The organism is Moraxella sp. K127 (assembly GCF_015223095.1).
GTDB lineage: Bacteria > Pseudomonadota > Gammaproteobacteria > Pseudomonadales > Moraxellaceae > Moraxella.
In genome coordinates, this window is the sequence record NZ_JADFBZ010000046.1 from 1 (window position 1) to 23,366 (window position 23,366).

A 23,366-nucleotide genomic window follows, 5' to 3' on the forward strand; every position below is an offset into this window, starting at 1 on the left:
GATTTTTTAGATAGTCTCATAGATTTTGTACCACACTCGCCCAATCTTAACAACCAAAATTGACATTTATCATCAAAAAATCCAACCCCACGCCACACCTACCCCCTTAGTATTATCCCCCTAGCCGTCAAGTTAATACCTTAATTTGGCGGTTTTCTTTATAGTAAGCTCATCAATTTAGCCAAAAACTTTTTAAGTTTAGCCAACCCACAAGGGGGATTTATGAGCCATTTATTAGACCAATTCCGTTTTTTTAAGAAAAAAACGGGCGAATACGCTGACGGACACGGCGAGATTCGTGATGAAAACCGTGATTGGGAGAACAGCTACCGCAGTCGTTGGCAGTTTGACAAAATCGTCCGCTCAACCCATGGCGTGAACTGTACAGGCTCATGCTCATGGAAAATCTATGTCAAAAACGGACTGGTAACGTGGGAGACTCAGCAAACCGACTACCCACGCACACGCCCAGACCTGCCCAACCACGAACCCCGTGGCTGTCCCCGTGGTGCGTCTTATAGTTGGTATATGTACTCTGCCAACCGTGTCAAATACCCCAAAGTGCGTAAGCCCTTATTAAAGCTATGGCGTGAAGCCAAGTCAGTCCACAAAAACCCTGTGGACGCATGGGCAAGTATCGTAACTGACCCTGCCAAGACCGAGCAGTACAAATCCAAGCGTGGCATGGGGGGCTTTGTCCGCTCATCATGGAATGAAGTGGTAGAAATTATCGCTGCCGCCAACATCTACACCGCCAAGACCTTCGGCCCTGACCGTATCATTGGCTTCTCGCCCATTCCTGCCATGAGTATGATTAGCTATGCCGCTGGCTCTCGCTATTTGTCGCTTATCGGTGGGGTGTGTTTGTCGTTTTATGATTGGTATTGCGACTTACCGCCAGCGTCCCCGATGACATGGGGCGAGCAGACAGACGTGCCAGAAGCTGCCGACTGGTACAACTCTGACTACATCATCGCATGGGGGTCAAACGTACCGCAGACTCGTACCCCTGACGCTCACTTTTTTACCGAAGTGCGTTATAAAGGCACAAAAACTGTCGCCATCACGCCTGACTATGCTGAGATTGCCAAGCTGTGCGACCTATGGCTAAACCCCAAGCAAGGCACAGACGCCGCTCTTGCTCAGGCGTTTTGTCATGTGATTATCAAAGAATTTTATCTAAAAAACCCAAGTGCCTACTTTACCGACTATGCCAAACGCTACACCGATTTGCCCATGCTTGTCATGGTAGAAGGCGAAGGACAGTCGGCACGAGCAGGGCGGTTCTTGCGTGCGTCTGACTTGGTGGACAACCTAGGTCAAGACAACAACCCCGAGTGGAAAACCATCGCCATCAATAATAATGGCGAGCTGGTGTCGCCTTATGGGGCGATTGGCTACCGTTGGGGCGAGAGCGGTCGTTGGAACTTGGAGAGCAAAGAAGGCACAAACAACACAGACGTGGATTTGGCTTTGACTCTAAAAGGCTCAGGCGAGACGGCAACGGTTGGCATGGACTACTTTGGCGGTGATGAACACCCTTACTTTACCGCCGCCGAAGGCGATAATATCCAGTACAAAACCGTGCCTTGCAAAACGCTTACCTTGGCAAATGGCGAAACGGTCAAAGTGGTAACAGTCTTTGATTTAATGCTTGCCAATCTGGGTGTGGACAATGGCGTGGGCGGTCAGCACGTAACCGATGATTATAATGACGAAACCGTGGCAGGCACACCTGCTTGGCAAGAAAAAATCACAGGCGTAAGCCGTGAAAAAGTCATTCAAATCGCTCGTGAATTTGCCGACAATGCCGACAAGACTCATGGCAAGTCGATGGTCATCATCGGGGCAGGCATGAACCACTGGTATCACATGGACATGAACTACCGTGGCGTTATCAATATGCTTATGCTGTGTGGCTGTATCGGTCAGACAGGGGGCGGTTGGGCTCACTATGTCGGTCAAGAAAAACTAAGACCGCAGACAGGCTGGGCTCCTGTTGCCTTTGCTCTAGACTGGCACAGACCGCCACGCCACATGAACGGCACGAGTTTCTTTTATAATCATAGCTCACAATGGCGACACGAGAAAGTCTCGGCTCATGAGATTCTATCGCCACACGCTGATAAATCACAGTTCCCTGAGCATATGCTTGACTACAACGTGCGTGCTGAGCGTGCAGGTTGGCTACCATCTGCCCCACAGCTTAACATGAACCCCTTGGAGCTTGGTCGTCTTGCCAAGTCATCAGGGCAGGACATTGAGAGCTATGTTGTGGACAATCTGGCAAATGGCAACGTGCGTTTTGCTGCCGAGTCGCCTGACAATCCTGCCAACTTCCCCCGCAACCTATTCATCTGGCGGTCAAACCTGCTTGGCTCATCGGGTAAGGGGCATGAATATATGCTTCACTACCTACTAGGCACCAAGCACGGTATCCTAGGCGAAGAGACCATTCATGACGGCATTCGCCCGACTGAGATTGACTTTGAGCCAAATGGGGCAACGGGCAAACTTGACCTTGTTACCACGCTTGATTTTAGAATGTCGTCCACCTGTCTGTACTCAGACATCGTGCTACCGACTGCCACATGGTACGAAAAAGACGACTTAAACACGTCTGACATGCACCCCTTTATCCACCCCTTGACTGCCGCCACCGACCCTGCGTGGGAGTCTAAGACGGACTGGGAGATTTATAAGCTCATCGCCCAAAAATTCTCTGAGCTGTCTGTCGGTCATCTTGGCATGGAGACGGACATCGTAACCTTGCCCATGCAACACGACAGCGAAGGCGAGCTGGCTCAGCCCTTTGGCGGAACGGACTGGAAAACCCAAGGCGTACGCCCCGTCCCTGGTAAGAACTGCCCACACATCAAAGTCGTGGAGCGTGATTATCCGTCCACGTATGCCAAATTCACATCGCTTGGCACGCTCATGGACAAGCTTGGTAACGGCTCAAAAGGTATCACATGGGACACCAAGGAAGAAGTTAAACTGCTTGGCGAACTCAACTACACCGTTACCGAAGACACCGTGGCTCACGGTCGCCCACGCATTAATACCGCTGTGGACGCTGCTGAGACGGTGCTTATGCTTGCCCCTGAGACCAACGGACACGTTGCGGTCAAGGCATGGGCGGACTTGTCAAGCAACACAGGGCGAGACCACACGCACCTTGCCAAATCGTCCGAGCATGAAAAAATCCGTTTCCGTGATATTGTCGCTCAGCCCCGTAAGATTATCTCATCCCCAACTTGGTCGGGATTAGAATCTGAAAAAGTCAGCTACAATGCAGGCTACACCAACGTGCATGAGCTCATCCCTTGGCGTACCATCACAGGTCGTCAGCAGTTCTACCAAGACCATCCGTGGATGCAGGCGTTTGGCGAGCAGATGCAACAATACCGCCCACCGATTGACACAAGAACGACAGATGAGCTAAAACGCTATAAGTCAAATGGCAACAAAGAGATTGTACTAAACTTCCTAACGCCACACCAAAAATGGGGCATTCACAGTACTTACTCTGAGAACCTGCTCATGCTAACCCTATCCCGTGGTGGGCCTATCGTGTGGATGAGTGAGATTGATGCCAAAAAAGCAAGTATCGAAGACAACGATTGGATTGAAGTCTTTAACCACAACGGCACAATCACCGCCCGTGCGGTCGTCTCTCAGCGTGTCAAAGAAGGCATGACGATGATGTACCACGCCCAAGAAAAGCTTGTGAACATCCCTGGTTCTGAAAACTCAGGCACCCGTGGCGGTATTCACAACTCAGTAACTCGGGCAATCCTAAAACCCACGCACATGATTGGCGGTTATGCCCAGCAAGCGTACGGCTTTAACTACTATGGTACGGTCGGCTGTAACCGTGATGAGTTCGTGGTGGTGCGTAAGATGGCGAACATCGACTGGCTAGAAGGCAAGCCTGACGACAGTCTGCCACGTCCATTGCCTACTACTTTGGACTGATAAACCGCCAAGTTTATCCCTTTTGGTAGGATAGTAAACTTTCAGCAAAGGGGATAAACTAGGGCGTGTTGAATCTTTGTATTTGCAATGAAAAATGAGAAAAATCGCACGTTTTTCAAGGAAAAGTCCGCAGTTGACATTGAAATATCAACAAGGATTTTGACGAGGAAAAACAAGATTTAGCCATTTTTTCATGCAAAAACAGTGATTTTATTTTACAAAATTTCAAATTGTAGTTTGTGTTATAAAGGTTCGACACGCCCTATTCAATTTTGACCTACCGATGTTCTTTTAAATTAATTAAAAAGAACTAGGCATAAGGGGAATCCTATGAAAATTCGCTCACAAGTTGGCATGGTGCTAAACCTTGATAAATGTATCGGTTGCCACACCTGCTCTGTAACCTGCAAAAACGTCTGGACAAGCCGTGAAGGCATGGAATACGCATGGTTTAACAACGTAGAGTCCAAGCCTGGTATCGGCTACCCCAAAGAGTGGGAAAACCAAGAAAAATGGAAAGGGGGCTGGATTCGTAACGCCAATGGCTCCATCAACCCACGCATTGGCGGTAAATTCCGTGTGCTTGCCAACATCTTTGCCAACCCTGATTTGCCAACGCTTGACGACTATTATGAGCCGTTTGACTTTGACTATCAGCACCTGCACACCGCCCCATTAGGCGACCATCAGCCGATTGCACGCCCACGCTCGCTTATTACAGGTAAGCGTATGCAAAAAATCGAATGGGGGCCAAACTGGGAAGAAATCCTAGGCTCTGAATTTGCCAAACGCCGTGCCGATAAGAACTTTGACCAAGTTCAAGCCGACATTTATGGCGAGTACGAAAACACCTTTATGATGTATCTGCCACGCTTGTGCGAGCATTGCTTAAACCCAACGTGTGTGGCGTCTTGCCCATCGGGAGCCATTTATAAGCGTGAAGAAGATGGCATTGTGCTTATCGACCAAGACAAATGCCGTGGCTGGCGTATGTGTATCTCGGGCTGTCCTTATAAGAAGATTTATTATAACTGGAAATCAGGCAAATCCGAAAAATGTATCTTCTGCTATCCACGCATTGAGTCAGGTCAGCCAACCATCTGCTCTGAGACCTGTGTGGGGCGTATTCGCTATCTTGGCGTGCTTTTGTATGATGCCGACAAAATCAAAGAAGCCGCCAGTACTCCGAACGAAAAAGACCTGTACAAAGCTCAGCTTGATGTGTTCTTAGACCCCAATGACCCTGCCGTCATTGAGCAAGCTCTAAAAGATGGCGTGCCGATGAGCGTGATTGAGTCCGCCCAAAAATCGCCTGTGTATAAACTGGCGATGGATTGGCAACTTGCCCTGCCTTTGCACCCAGAATATCGCACCTTGCCGATGGTGTGGTATGTGCCACCACTATCGCCAATCCAAAACGCTGCCGAGGCGGGCAAAGTGGGCATGGACGGGCTTATCCCTGATGTCGATAGCCTACGTATCCCTGTCAAATACCTTGCCAATATGCTGACCGCTGGCGATGAAGTGCCTGTCAAGTTGGCACTCAAACGCCTGCTTGCCATGCGTTCTTATAAGCGTATGCAACTTGTCGATAAGGTCGAAAGCCAAGCGGTGCTTGATGAAGTGGGCTTGACCAAACACCAAGTCGAAGAGATGTACCGCTATTTGGCAATCGCCAACTACGAAGACCGCTTTGTCGTTCCGACCGCTCACCGTGAAGAAGCGTTGTCTGATGCCTTTGCCGACAAAAACGGCTGTGGCTTTGCCTTTGGTAATGGCTGTACAGGCGGTAATGATGTCAGTATGTTCGGTCAGCGTAAGTCCAATCGCCGTGAGATGATTGAGACCGTGCAGACATGGGATAACTGATGGGGGCTAGTATGAATCATCTTGATTTTAAATTATTAAAAGTGATAAGTCTGCTGATGGATTATCCGTCTGATGAGCTGTTTGCCGATGATACGCTAGATGCGTGCAAAGACATCGTAGCCACGTCAAAGCTCATCAGCCCTGATGTCCGCCAAGAGATTAACGCCTTTGTTGATGAGTTATCAAGCAAAGGCTCGATTGAAGCTCAGTCGGTGTATGACAGTCTGTTTGAGCGTGGGCGTTCGTTGTCGCTTTGGCTGTTTGAACACGTGCATGGCGAGAGCCGAGACCGTGGACAAGCGATGGTCGATTTGATGGGACAGTACGAAGAGGCGGGCTTTGCCATTGATGTCAAAGAGTTGCCCGACTATCTACCCATGTACCTTGAATTTTTGTCTTATAAGGCAGGCTTTGCAGATGACGTTGAGATTCGCATGGACATTGCTGATGTCAGCCATATCATCGCTCTACTTGGGGCAAGACTTGTGGACAAAGGCAGTAGCTATGCTGGGCTGTTTAAGGCGTTATTGCAAATTGCAGGTAAGCCTTTGACCGTCATTGATGAAGAGCTTGCCAAGATGGGCAAAGACAAGGTGGATGATACGACTTTTGATGCCATTGACAAAGAATGGGAAGAAGAAGCCGTGGACTTTTTGGCGGCAAAGCAAGAAGAACGCTGTCCGTCAAACCAAACCGACATTCGCATTGCCGAGACCTTGGCAAGACAAGCCCAAAACGAAAGCGAAATCCCTGTGCATTGGGTAGATTTTAAAACCAACAAAACCGTTAGCCAAGGAGTGTTATCATGATAACCGCAATCACAGCAACGACCCCCGAAAACTGGCTCCATGTCTTTTTGTTCGGTATTTATCCTTATATTGCCTTGACGGTGTGCATTTTGGGCTGCTGGGCAAGATTTGACCTATCGCAGTACACATGGCGTGCAGGGTCAAGCCAAATGCTAAACGACAAGGGAATGCGTGTGGCAAGCAACTTATTTCACATCGGTATCATTGTGGTGTTGCTTGGGCATTTTTTTGGTATGCTGACCCCGCACTTTGTGTATGAGCGTATCATCACCGCCCCCCAAAAACAGCTTTTGGCGGTCATCGTAGGTGGTATTGCAGGTGTGATGTGTCTTGTGGGATTGCTTATGCTGATTTGGCGACGTTTTACCGATCCACGGGTGAGCCATACGTCTACATTTAGCGATAAAATGTTACTTGTTATCATTTTGGTGCAGTTGCTTATGGGACTTGGTACGATTTTTTCATATCCACATCATAAAGATGGTGCACTGATGGTATCGCTTGCAGGTTGGGCTCAAAACCTTGCCATCTTGCGACCTGTTTATGCAGCGTCTTTGGTAGAAGATGCAGGGCTGATTTATAAGCTACATATGTTCTTAGGAACAACGCTTATCTTGCTTGTGCCGTTTACTCGTCTTATCCACATCATCTCAGCACCGATTTGGTATTTGGGACGGCGTTATCAGATTGTCCGCCATAAGACATCACAGTAACCTGCCTGATTTTAAAAACCATTTTCTCGGTTTTTGCCACAAACATCGCCCTAGTGTTTGTGGTTTTTTTATTTTATAACTTATTGATTTTTATAGTAATTTAAAAAATTAATTCTAAAACTGTGCGATATTCATAAGTCTAATATAGAGTGTTTAGACCGAATTTGGAGAGACTTAACGGTGAAATTAACATGAAATTTGATAAAATATATTGACAATAATAATAATTATTATTATGATAATTATCAATTATAGTACGAGGAGCTTTGTTTTATGTCTAACAAACAAAGAGATATTGAGCGATTGTCAATACAAAACCTTATAAACGCCTACTGTATTGAAACCAGTCGCTTTAAAATTTTACAATCAAGCGAACAAAGCGACATTTGTCGAGGATGTTGTGAAGGACACTCTGCCCTGTCTTTGTTTTTAGAACCCTTAAAAGTCCGTATAGTTGTTCCATTGCTATTTGTCAGTGTGCTAGGACATCATCAAATTTTTGATAAAATATATATTGAACAAGCTGATGGTTTTGTAGAGACTAACTCTTTAATGCTGGCAAATTTATTGTTACAAGATATGCTATATTGGCATTCAGATAAAGAAAGTATAAACATCAACAGTGTGTTGTCAAGATGGATGGATAGTTCAGAAAAATTGCAGGTAATTCTTGATAGTCGACAACAAAAAATTGACAGCATATTTAAAAGAAAAAAACTTAATTTTGTTGATGCGGAGCAAGCTCTATTCTGTGGGCATGCCATGCACCCTACTCCGAAAAACAGAATTGGTTTTGATGATGTGCAATGGAAAAATTTTTCACCAGAAACTAATGGTTGCTTTAAGTTGCATTATTGGCTGGTTGAATCAAGTATTTACGTTGAAGAATCAGAGAGTGGTCTGATATTAGAAAGGATAAAAAGTGATATTTTAAATGAAATTAAAATTCAAAAAGAATATGAATCAAAAGATTATAATAACTTTAGGTTGATTATATTACATCCTTGGCAGGCGAAATATTTACAGCAAAAAGATATTTATAAAAAATTATTAACAGAAGAAAAATTAATAGATTTAGGTCAAATGGGAGATGATTATTATGCCACCACATCAGTTCGTACGGTTGTAAACTTAAATAGGGAGTGGATGTTTAAATTATCTTTATCTGTTGCAATCACAAATTCAGTACGCATAAATTTACCGAAAGAAGGTCGTAGGGGTTTGTTGGCTAATAAAATTTGGCACAGTCAGTTTGGAGAAAATATAAAAAATTCATACCCAATGTTTGATGTTGTTAATGATTCTGCTTGGAATGGGGTAATTGCAGATGGAAAAATTATAAATGAAACCATTTGCATTATTAGAAATAATCCTTTTAATGAAGAAGGTAACATTACAAATTTGGCAACGTTATGTCAAGATCATCCATTCCAAAAGAAAAATCGCCTATATCACATTATCAAAAATATTAGAGGTAGTCAAAAAGAATTTGGTGTCTGTTTAAGAGAAATTAGTCACAAATGGTTTGAAGAATTTTTGAAAATTTCACTAATTCCCATGATTGATATGTATCATAATTATGGCATGGTTTTTGAGGCTCATCAACAGAATTGTCTCATAGAAATAAGAGATAATTTCCCTTATAAATTTTGGGTAAGAGATAATCAAAGCTTTGGATATGTTACTGATTATGCAGATGAATTGATAGATGAGTATACAGATCTTATTGCCAGAGCAAAGTGTGTTGTTTCTATTGATTTTGCTAATAGTCGATTTATATATTATTTTATTGGAAATACGGTTTTTTCGCTAATTAGCAGTATTGCAAAAACTGGATTTTCAACAGAAGAAAATCTTCTCAATATACTACGGGAGTATATTGAGAATCTGTTGAAAAAGTATCCAAATAGTAAGCTACTAAATACTTTGTTGTTTAGTAATCAATTACCCTACAAAGGAAATTTGTTGACTCGCTTACACGATTTGGATGAACTGGTTGCACCAGTAGAGACCCAATCTATTTATGTAAAGATAAAGAATCCTATAAAGCACAAAGAGGTAAACCATGTTTGATATCATAGGTATTGGTATAGGGCCATTTAACTTAAGCTTGGCAAGTTTGCTAAACCATAAAGATTGTCATTTAAAAACAGTATTTTTCGATAAAAAAGAAAAATTCATATGGCATCAAGGAATGTTAATGCCTGATACCACACTACAAGTTCCGTTTTTAGCTGATTTGGTAACAATGGTAGACCCAACAAACAAGTACAGTTTTCTTAATTACTTGCAAGAAAAACAAAGGTTGTTTCAATTTTACTTTAAAGAGTCTTTTTTCCTACCAAGAATTGAGTATAATAATTATTGCCAATGGGTATGCAGTCAATTAGAAAATTTAAATTTTGGCTGTTTAGTAAAACAGATTCTTCCTATTAATAAAGGATTTAATGTTATTATTGAATGTGATGGGAAAATTAAAAATTATGAGTGTAAAAATTTAGTTATTGGCATAGGAACTTCTCCAAATATTCCCGATTGCACAAAAAATATTGTGAAAAATTTAGAAAATCAGTGCTTCCATTCATCGGATTTTATGAAAAATTTTGATGAACTTTTAAAGAAGAAAAAACCCGATATTATTTTGGTTGGTTCTGGGCAATCAGCTGGCGAGATTTTTTATAAATTAATTCAAAATGATTTTAATAATATTCATTGGGTTACTGATGATGAGGGATTTTTTCCCATGGAGTATACGCCATTAGCTTTAGAGCATTTTAGCCCAGACTATATGGATTTTTTTTACAGCCTATCAGAAGAAGCAAGAAAAAATTTATTGAAAAAACAAGATTTTTTATATAAAGGAATTAATTCAAACTTACTAAAAAATATTTACAGCATGCTTTATCAAAAAATAATTTTGAATAATGAAAAATCAATAAAATTAAATTCAAATTTAAAACTAATACAAACTTGTCAGAATCAAGGAAAGATTTGTTGTGATTTTGTACATAATTATACAAATACTTCGTCAAAAATAAGTGCTGATTATGTTATTTTGGCTACTGGATATCAGCAAGCGTCACTGGATTTTATGTCAGAATTAGATCCTTGTATCAAAAAACAACCTTGTGGTAGTTATGATATTGATCGAAATTATGAGGTAAATTACCAACACCCTAATGGTATGGGGAGAATTTTTGTGCAGAATATGGGACTTTGTACTCATGGAGTTGGGACGCCAGATTTAGGATTGAGCGCTCATCGCTCAGCAACCATAATCAATCGGATTTTGGATAAAGAGTTTTATAAGCTAAGTAGAAACAATATTTTATCAAATTTTTCATAGATGAGGTTTTGCAATGAATACATCCAATGCTTATCATTTAAATATAGAGTTGTCGCAATTAAAAAGCGCTGGTCAGTCTTTGATGAAGATTGCTATATCTGAGCTGCTTTACGAAGAAATTATTAGACCAACAAAAGTGGAATATTTGCCAGAAAACAAGCAAAGAATGTTATTTGTTTTTGATAAAATTAATTTGGAAGTAATTATCAAACCAAAGAAATTTGGTGGCTTTATCGTCTACTCTATTAATGACAAAAAAACAGGTGATTCTTTTTATAATCTAACTGATTTTTTTGTTGAGTTGTGTGAAAGTCTGAATATGGATAATGGCACAAAAGCTTATATGGTAAAGGAAATTAATCATACTTGGTTGGCGGAGGCTCATTTATACACAAAGCATAGCTTAACAAGTGAAGCGTTATCAAATCTTAGTGGGTCAGTTGTTGACTCGGCTTTACGTGGACATCCTTGGATTGTTATGGGAAAAGGTCGCCTCGGTTTTGGCTATGAGGATTATAAACAGTATGTTCCAGAGGTTGCTATTGCAAGAAAACTTCCTTGGTTTGCTGTTCACAAAAGTCTTGCGGTACTCTCATTAATTCAAGGGCTAACTTGTGATTGCATTTATAAAAAGACGTTGGGGGAAGGTCAGTATAAATCTTTTAAAAACATTTTGATGAATAAAGGATTGGACAGTCAAGAATATTTATTTTTACCAATACATCCTTGGCAATGGTCAAATTGGATTAGCTTAAATTATGCACTTGAAATCTCTGAACAAAAATTACTGTTTTTAGAAATGTCTAAGCATGAGTATTTACCTTTACAGTCTATTCGAACTTTTTCAGATATGACTGATAAAACAGCATATCACATTAAACTACCACTTAGTATTTTAAATACAGCAGTATATCGTGGCTTGCCAAACAAGCGTAATTTTTTTGCTCCGCAAATCAGTGAATGGCTGTTGAGAATACTTAAAAACGACCAACAATTGCAAGAAACCGGTGTTGTTCTATTGGGAGAGTTAGCAACAGTTACTGTAAAACAGCCCGCCTTTGATAAATTAAGCTCTCCACCTTATCAATTTACGGAATTACTGGGTTGTTTGTGGCGAGATAGTGTTGAAAATTACATCACTGATAATCAAAAAGTTATCTCTCAAGCTGCACTTATTCACAAAGATAGACATGATGATTTTTTGTTGCCACATTTAATCCATCGGTCGGGTCTTACGGTTGTTGAGTGGCTAAAAAAATTCTTTAAAGTTTGTGTAACACCATTATTGTATTGGTTGTATCGTTATGGAATTGTATTTTCGCCACATGGAGAAAATAGTCTATTGATACATGAGAATGGCATACCGATAAAAATGGTTTTAAAGGATTTTGTGGATGATATTAATTTAGTTGATGACACTTTTTTTGAACAAGAGCCTAAACCAAAAGAGGTGGGTATTTTGTTAAAACACTCCCCAAAAGATTTGAGTCATTTTATTTTCACTGGGCTTTTTGTTGTGCATTATCGCTATATTTTTGATGTATTACATCAATATTATAATATATCTGAATTTGAATTTTGGAATGAGTTATCAAAGATTATTGATGAATTTCACCATCAACATCCAGAGCTAAATGAGAGGATTGCTTTATTTGATTTAAAAAGACCAAAATTTGAAAAGGTGTGCCTAAATCGTGTTCGCTTTTTTACAAGAGGTTATCAAGATAACGCCAACCGTCCAGAACCCGTGGTTTGCGAACCAATTTGCAATCCAATATCACCACAGTTTCTAAGGTGTGTTGAACATTGATAACATTATTTGTAAAAATGATGAAAATTTTAACGCTTTTATTAGTTTTTGCATGAAAAACGTGCGATTTTTCTCGTTTTTCATTGCAAATACCAATATTCAACACACCTTAATGAGAGAATAGAAATGCTAGAAGTCTATACCGATTCTTTTAATCAAGATCAATGCAGTAAAACCAATCGATTGCCAACTTTATCTCAGGGGTTGCCAAACAACTATATTTACAGAGAAAATGGGGTTGAATTTGGGTTGGTGCAAATACGCTACCCTGAACATATTGAATTGTTGCATCGTTGGATGAATATGCCCCATGTTATCCCTCAATGGCAACTCAATAAATCATTGTCTGAGCTGTTTGTTTATTTTGAAAAAATGTTGGCTGATGATCACCAGCGTCTGTATTTGGTTAGTATTAATGGTGAATGGGTTGGTTACGCCGAAGTTTATGAAGGGGCAAGGGATAGACTATCAGGGTATTATACGGCTGACAAAAATGATTTGGGTTGGCATTTGTTACTAGCAGAGGTACAGGCTGTTGGCAAAGGGTACTTGCGTGCCATCATGCGTCTACTAAGCTTTTTTATTTTTGAACATTCACCTGCTAAAAAAATTGTGGGTGAACCTGATGCAAGTGTAAAACCTTATGAGGTAGTCGCTCAAGAATTAAACTATATGCCCCAATATCAAATTGTAATGCCTGAAAAAACTGCAATGTTATATTTTTGTGACAAAGAAGGGTTTTATTGTAAGTTTGCCCATTATTTAAATGCCAACATTAAAGAGTGATGTTATGCCTATTTTTCTAAATACTATTCAGAACCCAAATAGCTCCTTACCTGTATTTTTACTCGATTTTTCAGGCGAGATTAGTCAAGATGCATTTGATGATTGGTTGATTGCTATGAGTGATTTGTTAGCCAGTGAGCAGAGTTTTGCCTTGATTTACCATAGTCGGACAGGGCTGACACTCCCTGATAACTACCGCCAGATTGAGGCGGTTTGGTACAAGACGCACAAAGAATCGTTCTTTAAATATTGCAAGGGATTAGTCAGAATTGTTGATGATGAGACTCAAAGACAAGCCTTAGACAGTCCTGCTTTTCATAAAGCATGGCGAGTGCCTTATGCGGTGGTGTTATCACTGACTGAAGCCAAAGCATGGATAAACACTAAAATAGGGGCGGTCTGATGATTGTCTCACAACAAAAAAATCGCCATCTTTTGATGATGGTGGCACTGTTATATGTTGCCCATGCCTTGCCTTTGTATTTTTTTAATGTGGCATTGCCTGCCATTTTAAGACATCAAGGCGTTGATATTAGGGTGATTGGCATGCTTTCACTTTTATATTTGCCGTGGGCGTTTAAATTTCTGTGGGCAAGTTATGTGGACAATTATTATTGTGCCAAAATCGGCAAACGCAAAACTTGGTTATTTTTTACTCAAATTATTGTGGTGGTCGGGCTATTTGGGCTTGGCTTTTTACAGTTTTCTGAGATTGTATTATTTCTTAGCATAAGTTTTTTGGTGTCTTTAGCAAGTGCCACTCAAGACATCGCCATTGATGGCTATACAGTGGAACAATTTGATAAGTCATCCTTTGGGCTGGCAAGTGCCATGCAAAGTTTTGGGGTGGCGTTTGGTAGTATGGTGGGCGGTGCTGGCACGCTGTGGCTATATCAGAGATTTGATTGGCAAATGGCGACAATCAGTTTGGCAACAACTGTTGTGCTTATTTCGTGTTCACTATGGTTCTTAAAAGATCAAGACAATCCCAAACATGCTACCAATCTTTCCAAAGCAAGTCTTATTAGGCTTATCAAACGCCCGCAAACTAAATGGTTACTAGCTTTGATTGTGGTGTTTCGCTTTGTGGAAGCTCCGATGATGGCAATGCTAAATCCAATGCTTGTGGATTTTGGTTTTTCACTGTCTCAGATTGGGCTTTTGTTTTCGGTATTTGGAGCGATTGTTGGGATTGGTTCAGCACTTTTGGCAGGGGTATTAATCAAATATATCGACATTGTACGTTGTCTTATATTATTCGGATGGCTAAGAACGGCAGTTTATGCTTTGTTGTGTTTAGGATTGCTATATCCTTTATTGGGTGATTTTTTACCTGCGGTAGGTTTATTAAAAACAGGGTTTATGAGCTTGATGGCAATTAGTGTTTTGCTAATTTTATCTGTTCGCTATTTAACAATGACTGCCTTATATGCTCTGTTTATGAATGCTGCCAATCCCGACCAAGCTGGCACGGACTTTACTTTGTTTGTGTGCGTGGAGTTGCTTGTGTATTTTATCGGCGGGGCGATGAGTGGATTTTTAGTACATCAGTTTGGCTATGACAAGCTATTTTTGTGGCTTGCGATTGGTTCTGGGGTGTCAATGCTTATTTTGCCGACATTGATAAAAAAATTTTCCGTAACAGACTGTTAAACCGTAACAGACTGTTAAAATTTTACTTTTCCATAAGGAGTAATTTATGCGTCATTCCCACTATTTTCAATGGTTATCTTTGCCTTTACTAAGTGTGGCAGTAACTCAGCAGTTGTACGCTCAACCCAATGAATCATTACCAACGGTTGAATTAGAGCCTGTGGTTATTACCATTGATAAGAGCGGTATGGCACTTGCCAATCGTATCACGCAAATGCCCCATACCACCAAAGTTATTTATGAAGAGCAAATTCAAGAGCAAGCAACAGGCTCTCGACAGCTTGCCGATGTGATGGCACAGCTCATTCCAAGTTTGGGGGTAAGTAGTGGCACTACCAGTAACTTTGGGCAAACCATGCACGGTCGTCAAGTACAATTTTTGTTAAATGGTGTGCCTTTGACAGGTTCGCGAGACATCTCTAGACAGCTTAATAGTATCAACCCCAGTCAAGTGGCTAGAATTGAAGTTTTATCAGGAGCAACCAGTATTTATGGGTCTGGGGCAACAGGCGGTTTGATTAATATCGTTACTAAGTCTGATTTGGAAGAGGAGCAATTTGAAACCCGCATCGGTGTACATGGTAGTAAATTATCCAGTGAAGGCATTGGTTATCAGGTAGGTCAGAGTGTGGCAGGTGTCAGCGAAAATGGCAATGTCCTTGCACGACTTGATGTCGACTACCGCACCACAGGAGGGGCATTTGATGCTAGTGGTAAACGCATCGCTCCTGAGCCTGCCCAAACTGATAAGCAAGACAGCAAAAGCCTAAGTGTCAATACAAATGTTGATTGGCAACTTGACGACAAGCAAAATATCAATCTGGCATTGACGCATTATAACGACAAACAAGATACCGATTATGCACCTGATTATGGTAATCGCCTTGCGGTGTTGTTTGGAGAAAAGCCTTCATTAAATGCCATCAAAGGCTTATCATTATCAGAACAGCCAAAAACCACCAAAAGCACCTTTAATATCAACTATCATCATGATGATTTGTGGGGTAACACCATCAATACCAATGCTTATTATCGCAGAGAGAAAGGCAGATTTTATCCCTTTGTTGCCCCGTTTTCGACCGCCAAAGCCCTGCCTATTTTACAAAGCATGAATTTGCCACCAGCCACTTTGGATGCTTATACCAAGGCTCTACAAGCTCGCGCCTATGGGGTGTTACAATCTGAATCTAAGGCAGAGGTACTAGGAGCAAGACTGGCTTTGCAAAGAAAATTTGACCTTGCTCAAAAACCTGTACTACTTAGTTATGGTATCGATTATGAACAAGAAAAAAACCGTCAAGGGGCGACAGGCTATGATTTGACTACCTTTATGCAAAGCAATGGCTTAGAGTTTAAAGATACTGGCAATCACTACACCTATGGACCTGATACCACCTTAAAAACCTATGGCATATTTACCAATGCCAATATTGCTTTAACAGATGATTTAAAAATATCAGCAGGCGTGCGACATCAACGTATAGACAGCAAAACAGACGATTTTGTGCCACCCAGTGAGTCGCTATTGGCTGATTTATTAATCCAAAACAAAGTGCCGTATCAAGCAGGGGTTGTCAATTCTGGCAAAGTAAAGCATCACAAAACTTTGTTTAATCTTGGGGCAAATTATCAATTAACGCCAAATCACAGTATTTTTGCCAACTTTGGGCAGGGATATAGTTTGCCTGACCTGCAAAGGGTGTTACGAGATGTTGGGGCAGGTTTTGTGGTTAATTCTGATAATGTCGAGCCAATCACGGTCAATAGTTATGATGCAGGGTGGGTAGGAGTATTTGGCGGTAGCCGTGCCAAGTTGACAGGTTTTTATAATACATCAGATAAAGTAACCCAGTTTTTAAAAGATTATAGCGTGGTGGTTGCTGATACTGATGAGCGTATTTATGGGGCGGAGTTTGAATTAAATCACAAGATTAATGATAACTGGGCTGTCGGTGGTAGCATTGCCTATACACGAGGTCAATACAAAGATGCAAGTGGTCAGTACAGAGAGCTTGGGGCGTTTCGTATCAGTCCTACCAAAGCCACCACTTTTGCTCAATACACCACACCAAGTGAACATAAATTACGCTTACAACTGCTTGCTATTGGAGGTACAGACAATGCCTATCAAGACAGCTTGGTTGCTACAACCAATCAAAACGTCCGTAAAACCCCAGAGACTAGAATTTCAGGCTATGTTGTGGCGGATTTATTGGGTGAGATAAAACTGCCCAAGGGTCAGCTAAATTTTGGGGTTTATAATTTGATGGATGCCGATTATAAGAGCGTATTTAGTCAAGCTGCCAAAGCAACTTATGGTGAATTATCCAGCTTGTCTGCACAGGGGAGAAGTTACGGGATAAGTTATACCTTAAATTATTGATTAGCATTATGTGCCACAATACCACAAACATCGCCCTAGTGTTTGTGGTTTTTTTATTTTATAATAAAATTTAATTTACCAACAGGAACCCCCATGAAACGACACCCCACCTTACAGCCCCTATCTCGCCAGCACCATTTGGGCTTGGTCATCGCCAACAAAGCCAAATCCGCCACCGATGATGACAAACTTATCCACCATCAAGCCTTGGTGGAGTATCTGACCACTGCCATTCCCACGCATTTTGAGATTGAGCGGACACGCCTTGCCGATGTTATTTTGACAAAATTATCCGATGACAAAGCGGTTAAATTGGCAAAGCAAATGCTTGATGAGCATGAATACATTGAGAGCCTACTTGTCAACACCGACCCAAGCGTGGACAATGTCAAGGAGCTTGCAAATGCTCTGTATGACCATATCCGCTTTGAAGAGCGAGAGCTTTTTCCCATTGCTGAGACGGTGCTAAGCGATGATGAGCTTTTTGCCATTTATGAGGCGAGTGATGAGAATGTAAAATGAACGAGTTAAAAGCTGGGCAATGGAATTAAAAAGCCAAACACCACGTTTGGCTTTCGTTTAATTTTAAAATTAAACATTATTTAAATCCGTCTTTTAATCCCACAATCTGATTAAACACAGGTTTATCGGTGCTATGCTCCACGCTGTCCGCCACAAAGTAGCTTTCACGTTCAAATTGGAACTTGTCATCGCCTTGTGCCTGTGCCAATGACGGCTCTACAATGGCATTGACAACCTTGATGGAATTGGGATTGACATGGGTGAGTACCCATAATGCGTCATCATCAGCATCTGGATTTGCTGTTTTAATGCTGGCAAAATGTTCATCGGATATCTCATCATCTTCAAGGAGCAAATGCTCATACAGTCGCACGGTAGCAGGCACACCATGACTTGCCGATACCCAGTGAATCACGCCTTTGACCTTGCGTCCTTCTGGGTTGTTGCCCAGTGTTTTGGGGTCAATGCTGGCGATGAGTTCTACCACCTTACCTGCATCGTCTGTGATGTATTCTTCAACTTTTAATACATAGCTGTTACGCAGGCGGATTTCGGGGTTTTGGGGTGATAGGCGTTTATAACCGCTTTCAGGTGTGATTTTAAAATCAGATTTATCAATATAGATGGTTCTGGTAAAGGGAATCTCACGCTCGCCATTATCCGCCTGTGGGTGCTTGGGTTGGGTGAGCCAAAGCACGCCATCATCTAAGCGAGCTTTGACCGTGTCTTTTTTAAGTTTTTCAAAATCAACCACCGCTTCATCAAAATTTTTGATGGTAACTTTTAATGGATTTAGCACTGCCATGCCACGATTGGCGGTATTTTCTAGTACGCTTCTGATGCTAAATTCTAATTGGCGAAAATCTACCACACCGTCTGCCTTAGACACGCCAATACGTTCACAAAAATCACGCAAACCCTCGGCAGGATAGCCACGTCTTCTCATGCCTGCAATGGTTGGCATGCGTGGATCATCCCAACCTGACACCACACCCATATCCACAAGGCGTTTTAATTTACGTTTAGACGTCAATGTATGGTCAATGTTTAGGCGACTAAATTCGTATTGTTTGGGTGGTACATCAAAGCCCACTTTCTCAACAACCCAATCATAAAAGGGACGGTGGTCTTCAAATTCAAGCGTACAGATAGAATGTGTAATTCCCTCATGGGCATCTGACAAGGGGTGAGCGTAGTCATACATGGGATAAATGCACCATGTATCGCCTGTTTGATGGTGGTTTGCGTGCATGATACGATAGATGACAGGGTCTCTCATGTTTATGTTAGTGTGATTCATGTCAATTTTGGCACGCAGTACCGCCTCGCCTTCTTTGTATTTGCCGTTTTTCATGTCGTCAAAACGGGACAGATTTTCATCGATGCTGGCGTTACGTTGTGGCGATTCCACAGATGGCTTGCCAAAACCACCACGGTGTTCACGAATCTCATCAGGCGTTTGAAAGTCCACATAGGCATCGCCTTGCTTGATAAGCTGTACCGCCCACTCGTGCAATTTGTCAAAATAATGCGACGCATAACGCACGTCCCCTGCCCAGTCAAAGCCAAGCCATTCCACGTCCGCCTTAATGCTGTCCACATAATCCTGCTTTTCGGCGGTGGGGTTGGTATCGTCAAAGCGCAGGTTACACGCCCCATTAAACTCCTGTGCCACGCCAAAATTTAGGCAAATGGATTTGACGTGTCCGATGTGCAAATAGCCGTTTGGCTCGGGTGGAAAACGGGTCAAAATGCTGTCATGTTTACCGCTTGCTAGGTCATCACGGATAATTTGGCGGATAAAGTCGTTTTTTTCGGGTAGGTCGGTCATAAAAATTCTTAATAAAATAGGGAAATTAACTAGGGTGTGCTGAACTTTTGTATTTGCAATGAAAAATGAGAAAAATCGTACGTTTTTCAAGAAAAAAACGCAGATTGATAGTCATTCTATCAAGCAAGTTTTTGACACAGAAAAACAAGATTTAGCCATTTTTCATGCAAAAACATCATTAAATCTCTTTCCAAACTAAAAATAAACCCTTATAAGTATTGGGGTTGAAGTTTTTAAAAATCCATAAAAATCAGGGTTTGGAAAGAAGTCTATTCTATTTCTATGAACTTTCTAAAATGTAAATTGTGTTATAAAGGTTCAACACACCCTATCTATTCTACAAAATTTTAACTAAAATAACAATTGATTTTGGGTCAAAACTTACGTTAAAATTTTGGCAAAAATACGCCTTGTGATACCCATGTCAAAAATCAGTTTATCAAACAATCAAGCCCTTACCAATCATCAGCCAGATTGCGATAATGTATCAAAAACACCTTGCGATGAAACCGAATATTTATTATCAAGTCCTGCCAATGCCAAACGGCTTTTAAAAGCCATTGATGATGTCAAGCATGGCAGGGCTATCCAAAGGGAATTGATTGATAATTAATACTGCTAAATAATGATTTTTTAAAAAATCCCATAATATTATTACGGGATTTTGGTATTGTTTGGTTAAAATGTCTTTTAAGTATGGGTGCATAAAAGGGGGCGTAACACCCAAAAATCAACACCTATTTTGCCAGCTCATCGGTCTTGACTGCCATAATAAAGTCGTTTTTGTGCAAGCCCTTAATGCTATGCGACCACCAATTCACCGTAACTTTACCCCATTCGGTCAAAATGGCAGGGTGATGCCCTTCGCTTTCGGCAAGCTCGGCAAGCCGATTGCTAAACGCCATGGCATCTTTGAAATTTTTGAATTTAAATACCCGTTTTAGTTGCAAAACAGCAGTATCGCCCACCATTTCTGAGATGACCGCCCAATCAGGCAACTGTTTCATAAACAAGACAAGCTCTTCATCACTCACTTTTGGGGCATCGGCTTGGCACGCTTCACAAAAGGCGGATTTTAGGTCTGTTGTCATGGGATTTTCCTATAAATAAGTTAAGATTAAAATTTAGTTAATTTTTGATTGATTTTGCTTATCAGGCACTTTGTCTTAGGCTTGGGTGCAATTCATAAAGCCCAAGGCTCATCGCTTCATGCACCTTTGCCAAAATGTCCATGTTCGCCACATCAAACAAAGTCTCTTCATCATCAATCACATAATAAATCGGCTGAACCTTGTCAATGCGATAAGGCGTTCTTAGCACGTCCATGATGTCAAAGGGGCGAAGCTCTGGCGTGTCGCTTAGGGCGTAGTTGGTCTCGGCAGGCGAGCTTAAAATCCCGCCCCCATAGATTCGCAAGCCATCAGGGGTATTGATAAGCCCAAATTCCATGGTAAACCAATATAGACGAGCCAAAAACACCCGCTCTTCTTTGGTGGCATTCACGCCCAATTTGCCATAAACTTCGGTAAATTTGGCAAAGGCGGGGTGGGTGAGCATGGGGCAATGACCCAAAATTTCATGAAAAATATCAGGCTCTTGGATATAATCAAAGTCTTCTCTGGTGCGAATAAACGTCGCCACGGGAAATTCTTTGTTGGCAAGCAATTTAAAAAACTTACCAAACGAAATCAGAGCAGGCACGGCAGACGTCCGCCAGCCCGTCTCACGCAAAAGCACATCATCAACATCAAAAAGCTGTGGGATACGCTCATCTGGCAGGTTTAATTTGGCAAGCCCATCAAGATAGGCGGTACAGGCTTTGTTTGGTAGATTTGTCTTTTGGCGTGCAAATAAGTCTCGCCACACGGCATTTTCATCATCGCCATAAGCGATAAATCCTTTTTCATCAGGGATATGGGCGACATAGCTTGTCATAACTTCTCCTTGCTTATGACTTTTACAAACTTAGGTAAAAGTGGTTTGCTCACTTAACGTTACTCTAAAACAAACGTACCCAAAAGACAAATGGGATTTTTGAGTGATTTATTGGATTTTACGATAAGTATCAAAATTGCGATACATTCAAGCCATGATAACCTTTTGTGTGCTTTTGTTGTTTTTTGTGTTATTTATCAAATTTTGGCGATTTTGTGCTATACTACGCCATCTTTTTTCATTTTAACTTAATTTTAAGGAACTCCTATGGATATGCCTGTTGTAGAGTTTGACACCACACACGGTGCGATTGTCATTGAACTAAACGCCGAAAAAGCCCCTGTTACGGTGGCAAACTTCCTTGACTATGTCGAAAGCGGTCATTATGACGGCACGATTTTTCATCGTGTGATTGACGGCTTTATGATTCAAGGCGGTGGTATGGACAGCGACATGAACGAAAAACGCACCGGCACGCCAATCAAAAACGAAGCCGACAACGGTCTAAAAAATGACATCGGCACCATCGCCATGGCTCGTACATCTGACCCACATTCAGCGACTGCTCAATTTTTTATTAATGTCAAAAACAACGACTTTTTGAATTACAGCAGTCCCACACCACAAGGCTGGGGCTATGCGGTATTTGGTAAAGTAACGGACGGCATGGACGTGGTAAACCAAATCAAAGGCGTACCAACGGGGCGTTATGGCTATCACTCAGACGTGCCAACCACACCGATTGTCATTAACTCTGCCAAAGTGGTTTCTAAATAATCAGCCAATAATTAGCCTAAGTTTTTTGGTTGTAGGGGCGAATCACATTCGCCCTTTTTATCATTCATAAAGTCTTGATAAAGTCTTGATAAAGTCTTGCCATGCAACAATTTGACCATTTATTAACCACTTGCCCCCACGATATCCGTACGGTATTTGTCAGTGATTTGCATTTATCAAACGACACACCTACCCTAAATCAGGCGTTTTTGGCACTTATCAAGGATTTGTGTGTTTTGCCAAATCTAAAAAGTTTGTACATTTTGGGCGATTGGTTGGACGGCTGGATTGGCGATGATGATTATTTGACCTTATCCGATGACAAAAAAGCACGGCATTTTTTAACGCCCATTTTACACGCCCTAAAAACGCTCTCTACAAACACCGCCATTTATGTCATGCACGGCAACAGAGATTTTGCCATTCGTCAAAGCCTGTGCGATACCTTTAACGGCAAACTTATCAAAGAACCGCACTTTTTGACATTACAAGATGACACACATATCCGCCTAGAACATGGCGACCGCCTGTGTACTGATGATAAGGCGTATCAGCGTTACCGCAAAATTATCCAAAATCCTGTTATCTCTTGGCTTATTTTAAAACAGCCCCTAGCCCACCGCCAACGCCTTGCCCACAACATCAAAACCAAATCCCAGAGCGATAAACACCAAAAATCCACCACCATCATGGACGTAAACGCCCAAGCGGTCAATCACGCCATGCAAACGTGCAATATCCTACTACACGGACATACGCACCGCCCTGCCGTGCATACATTGGGCGACAAAAAACGCATGGTGCTTGGCGATTGGCGATATGTTGATGACAAAGTGCAAGCGGTGATTGGGGCGGTGAATGGTGATGGCGTGGGGCTTTGGGTGTTTGATTGGTCTGTAAAATAACCGCCCATTTTCAAATTTAGGTAGTAGTCTAAAAAGTATGCTAAACCAG

At 41.7% G+C, this 23,366-nt stretch carries 19 protein-coding genes; 16 read left to right on the plus strand and 3 right to left on the minus strand.

Going from position 1 to position 23,366, the window contains the following annotated elements:
* Positions 1 to 222 precede the first annotated feature (222 nt).
* The 12 genes from IM753_RS10050 (at position 223) to IM753_RS10105 (ending at position 17,869) form a co-directional block, all read left to right on the plus strand.
* Positions 223 to 3,978: a nitrate reductase subunit alpha gene (locus tag IM753_RS10050; RefSeq protein WP_194109226.1), complete on the plus strand. Its 3,756-nt coding sequence runs from the start codon at positions 223 to 225 to the stop codon at positions 3,976 to 3,978.
* Between the two features lie 330 nt (positions 3,979 to 4,308).
* The gene (gene narH, locus IM753_RS10055) at positions 4,309 to 5,847 is read left to right on the plus strand and encodes a nitrate reductase subunit beta (protein ID WP_194109227.1); all 1,539 of its coding nucleotides are present in this window, start codon (positions 4,309 to 4,311) and stop codon (positions 5,845 to 5,847) included.
* Positions 5,848 to 5,858: 11 nt separating this feature from the next.
* Positions 5,859 to 6,656, plus strand: a complete 798-nt coding sequence (gene narJ, locus IM753_RS10060) for a nitrate reductase molybdenum cofactor assembly chaperone (RefSeq protein WP_065256882.1) — start codon at positions 5,859 to 5,861, stop codon at positions 6,654 to 6,656.
* Positions 6,657 to 6,664: 8 nt separating this feature from the next.
* A complete protein-coding gene (gene narI / locus IM753_RS10065) occupies positions 6,665 to 7,369 on the plus strand; it encodes a respiratory nitrate reductase subunit gamma (protein WP_194109235.1) in 705 nt (234 codons plus the stop codon).
* Positions 7,370 to 7,642: 273 nt separating this feature from the next.
* Positions 7,643 to 9,442, plus strand: coding sequence for an IucA/IucC family siderophore biosynthesis protein (locus tag IM753_RS10070; RefSeq protein ID WP_194109228.1), 1,800 nt, complete (start codon positions 7,643 to 7,645; stop codon positions 9,440 to 9,442).
* On the plus strand, positions 9,435 to 10,715 hold the full coding sequence (locus tag IM753_RS10075; RefSeq protein WP_194109229.1) for a lysine N(6)-hydroxylase/L-ornithine N(5)-oxygenase family protein: 1,281 nt from the start codon (positions 9,435 to 9,437) through the stop codon (positions 10,713 to 10,715). The genes IM753_RS10070 and IM753_RS10075 overlap by 8 nt, the downstream gene beginning before the upstream one ends.
* A 13-nt stretch (positions 10,716 to 10,728) precedes the next feature.
* Positions 10,729 to 12,525 (plus strand): IucA/IucC family siderophore biosynthesis protein, encoded by a 1,797-nt coding sequence (locus tag IM753_RS10080; protein ID WP_194109230.1) that lies wholly within the window; start codon positions 10,729 to 10,731, stop codon positions 12,523 to 12,525.
* 183 nt (positions 12,526 to 12,708) lie between these two features.
* Positions 12,709 to 13,311: a GNAT family N-acetyltransferase gene (locus IM753_RS10085; protein ID WP_050894057.1), complete on the plus strand. Its 603-nt coding sequence runs from the start codon at positions 12,709 to 12,711 to the stop codon at positions 13,309 to 13,311.
* A gap of 4 nt (positions 13,312 to 13,315) precedes the next feature.
* Entirely contained in the window at positions 13,316 to 13,714 is a 399-nt protein-coding gene (locus IM753_RS10090; RefSeq protein ID WP_062500253.1) for a hypothetical protein, read from the plus strand.
* Positions 13,714 to 14,964: an MFS transporter gene (locus tag IM753_RS10095; RefSeq protein WP_050894028.1), complete on the plus strand. Its 1,251-nt coding sequence runs from the start codon at positions 13,714 to 13,716 to the stop codon at positions 14,962 to 14,964. The genes IM753_RS10090 and IM753_RS10095 overlap by 1 nt, the downstream gene beginning before the upstream one ends.
* Before the next feature lie 46 nt (positions 14,965 to 15,010).
* On the plus strand, positions 15,011 to 17,347 hold the full coding sequence (locus IM753_RS10100) for a TonB-dependent receptor (RefSeq protein WP_194109231.1): 2,337 nt from the start codon (positions 15,011 to 15,013) through the stop codon (positions 17,345 to 17,347).
* Between the two features lie 93 nt (positions 17,348 to 17,440).
* A complete protein-coding gene (locus IM753_RS10105) occupies positions 17,441 to 17,869 on the plus strand; it encodes a hemerythrin domain-containing protein (protein ID WP_227713136.1) in 429 nt (142 codons plus the stop codon).
* Between the two features lie 76 nt (positions 17,870 to 17,945).
* Here IM753_RS10105 and IM753_RS10110 read toward each other — a convergent pair whose 3' ends face one another.
* Positions 17,946 to 19,700, minus strand: a complete 1,755-nt coding sequence (locus IM753_RS10110) for a glutamine--tRNA ligase/YqeY domain fusion protein (RefSeq protein WP_194109232.1) — start codon at positions 19,698 to 19,700, stop codon at positions 17,946 to 17,948.
* A 58-nt stretch (positions 19,701 to 19,758) separates the two neighbouring features.
* Between IM753_RS10110 and IM753_RS10115 the strand changes: the two genes are divergently transcribed.
* A complete protein-coding gene (locus IM753_RS10115) occupies positions 19,759 to 19,899 on the plus strand; it encodes a hypothetical protein (RefSeq protein ID WP_194109233.1) in 141 nt (46 codons plus the stop codon).
* A 222-nt stretch (positions 19,900 to 20,121) separates the two neighbouring features.
* Positions 20,122 to 20,313, plus strand: a complete 192-nt coding sequence (locus IM753_RS10120; protein ID WP_062501330.1) for a hypothetical protein — start codon at positions 20,122 to 20,124, stop codon at positions 20,311 to 20,313.
* A 124-nt stretch (positions 20,314 to 20,437) separates the two neighbouring features.
* On the opposite strand, the gene IM753_RS10125 is transcribed toward IM753_RS10120, so the two are convergent.
* Both IM753_RS10125 and phhA read right to left on the minus strand, forming a co-directional pair.
* Positions 20,438 to 20,791, minus strand: coding sequence for a 4a-hydroxytetrahydrobiopterin dehydratase (locus IM753_RS10125; RefSeq protein WP_062501332.1), 354 nt, complete (start codon positions 20,789 to 20,791; stop codon positions 20,438 to 20,440).
* Positions 20,792 to 20,852: 61 nt separating this feature from the next.
* A complete protein-coding gene (phhA, locus tag IM753_RS10130) occupies positions 20,853 to 21,635 on the minus strand; it encodes a phenylalanine 4-monooxygenase (protein ID WP_115247341.1) in 783 nt (260 codons plus the stop codon).
* A gap of 267 nt (positions 21,636 to 21,902) precedes the next feature.
* On the opposite strand from phhA, the gene IM753_RS10135 reads away from it, so the two are divergent.
* Positions 21,903 to 22,412 carry a peptidylprolyl isomerase gene (locus IM753_RS10135; protein ID WP_062501336.1) on the plus strand — a complete coding sequence of 170 codons (510 nt, stop codon included), beginning with the start codon at positions 21,903 to 21,905 and terminating at the stop codon, positions 22,410 to 22,412.
* Positions 22,413 to 22,513: 101 nt separating this feature from the next.
* The gene (locus tag IM753_RS10140) at positions 22,514 to 23,317 is read left to right on the plus strand and encodes a UDP-2,3-diacylglucosamine diphosphatase (protein ID WP_194109234.1); all 804 of its coding nucleotides are present in this window, start codon (positions 22,514 to 22,516) and stop codon (positions 23,315 to 23,317) included.
* Positions 23,318 to 23,366 lie beyond the last annotated feature (49 nt).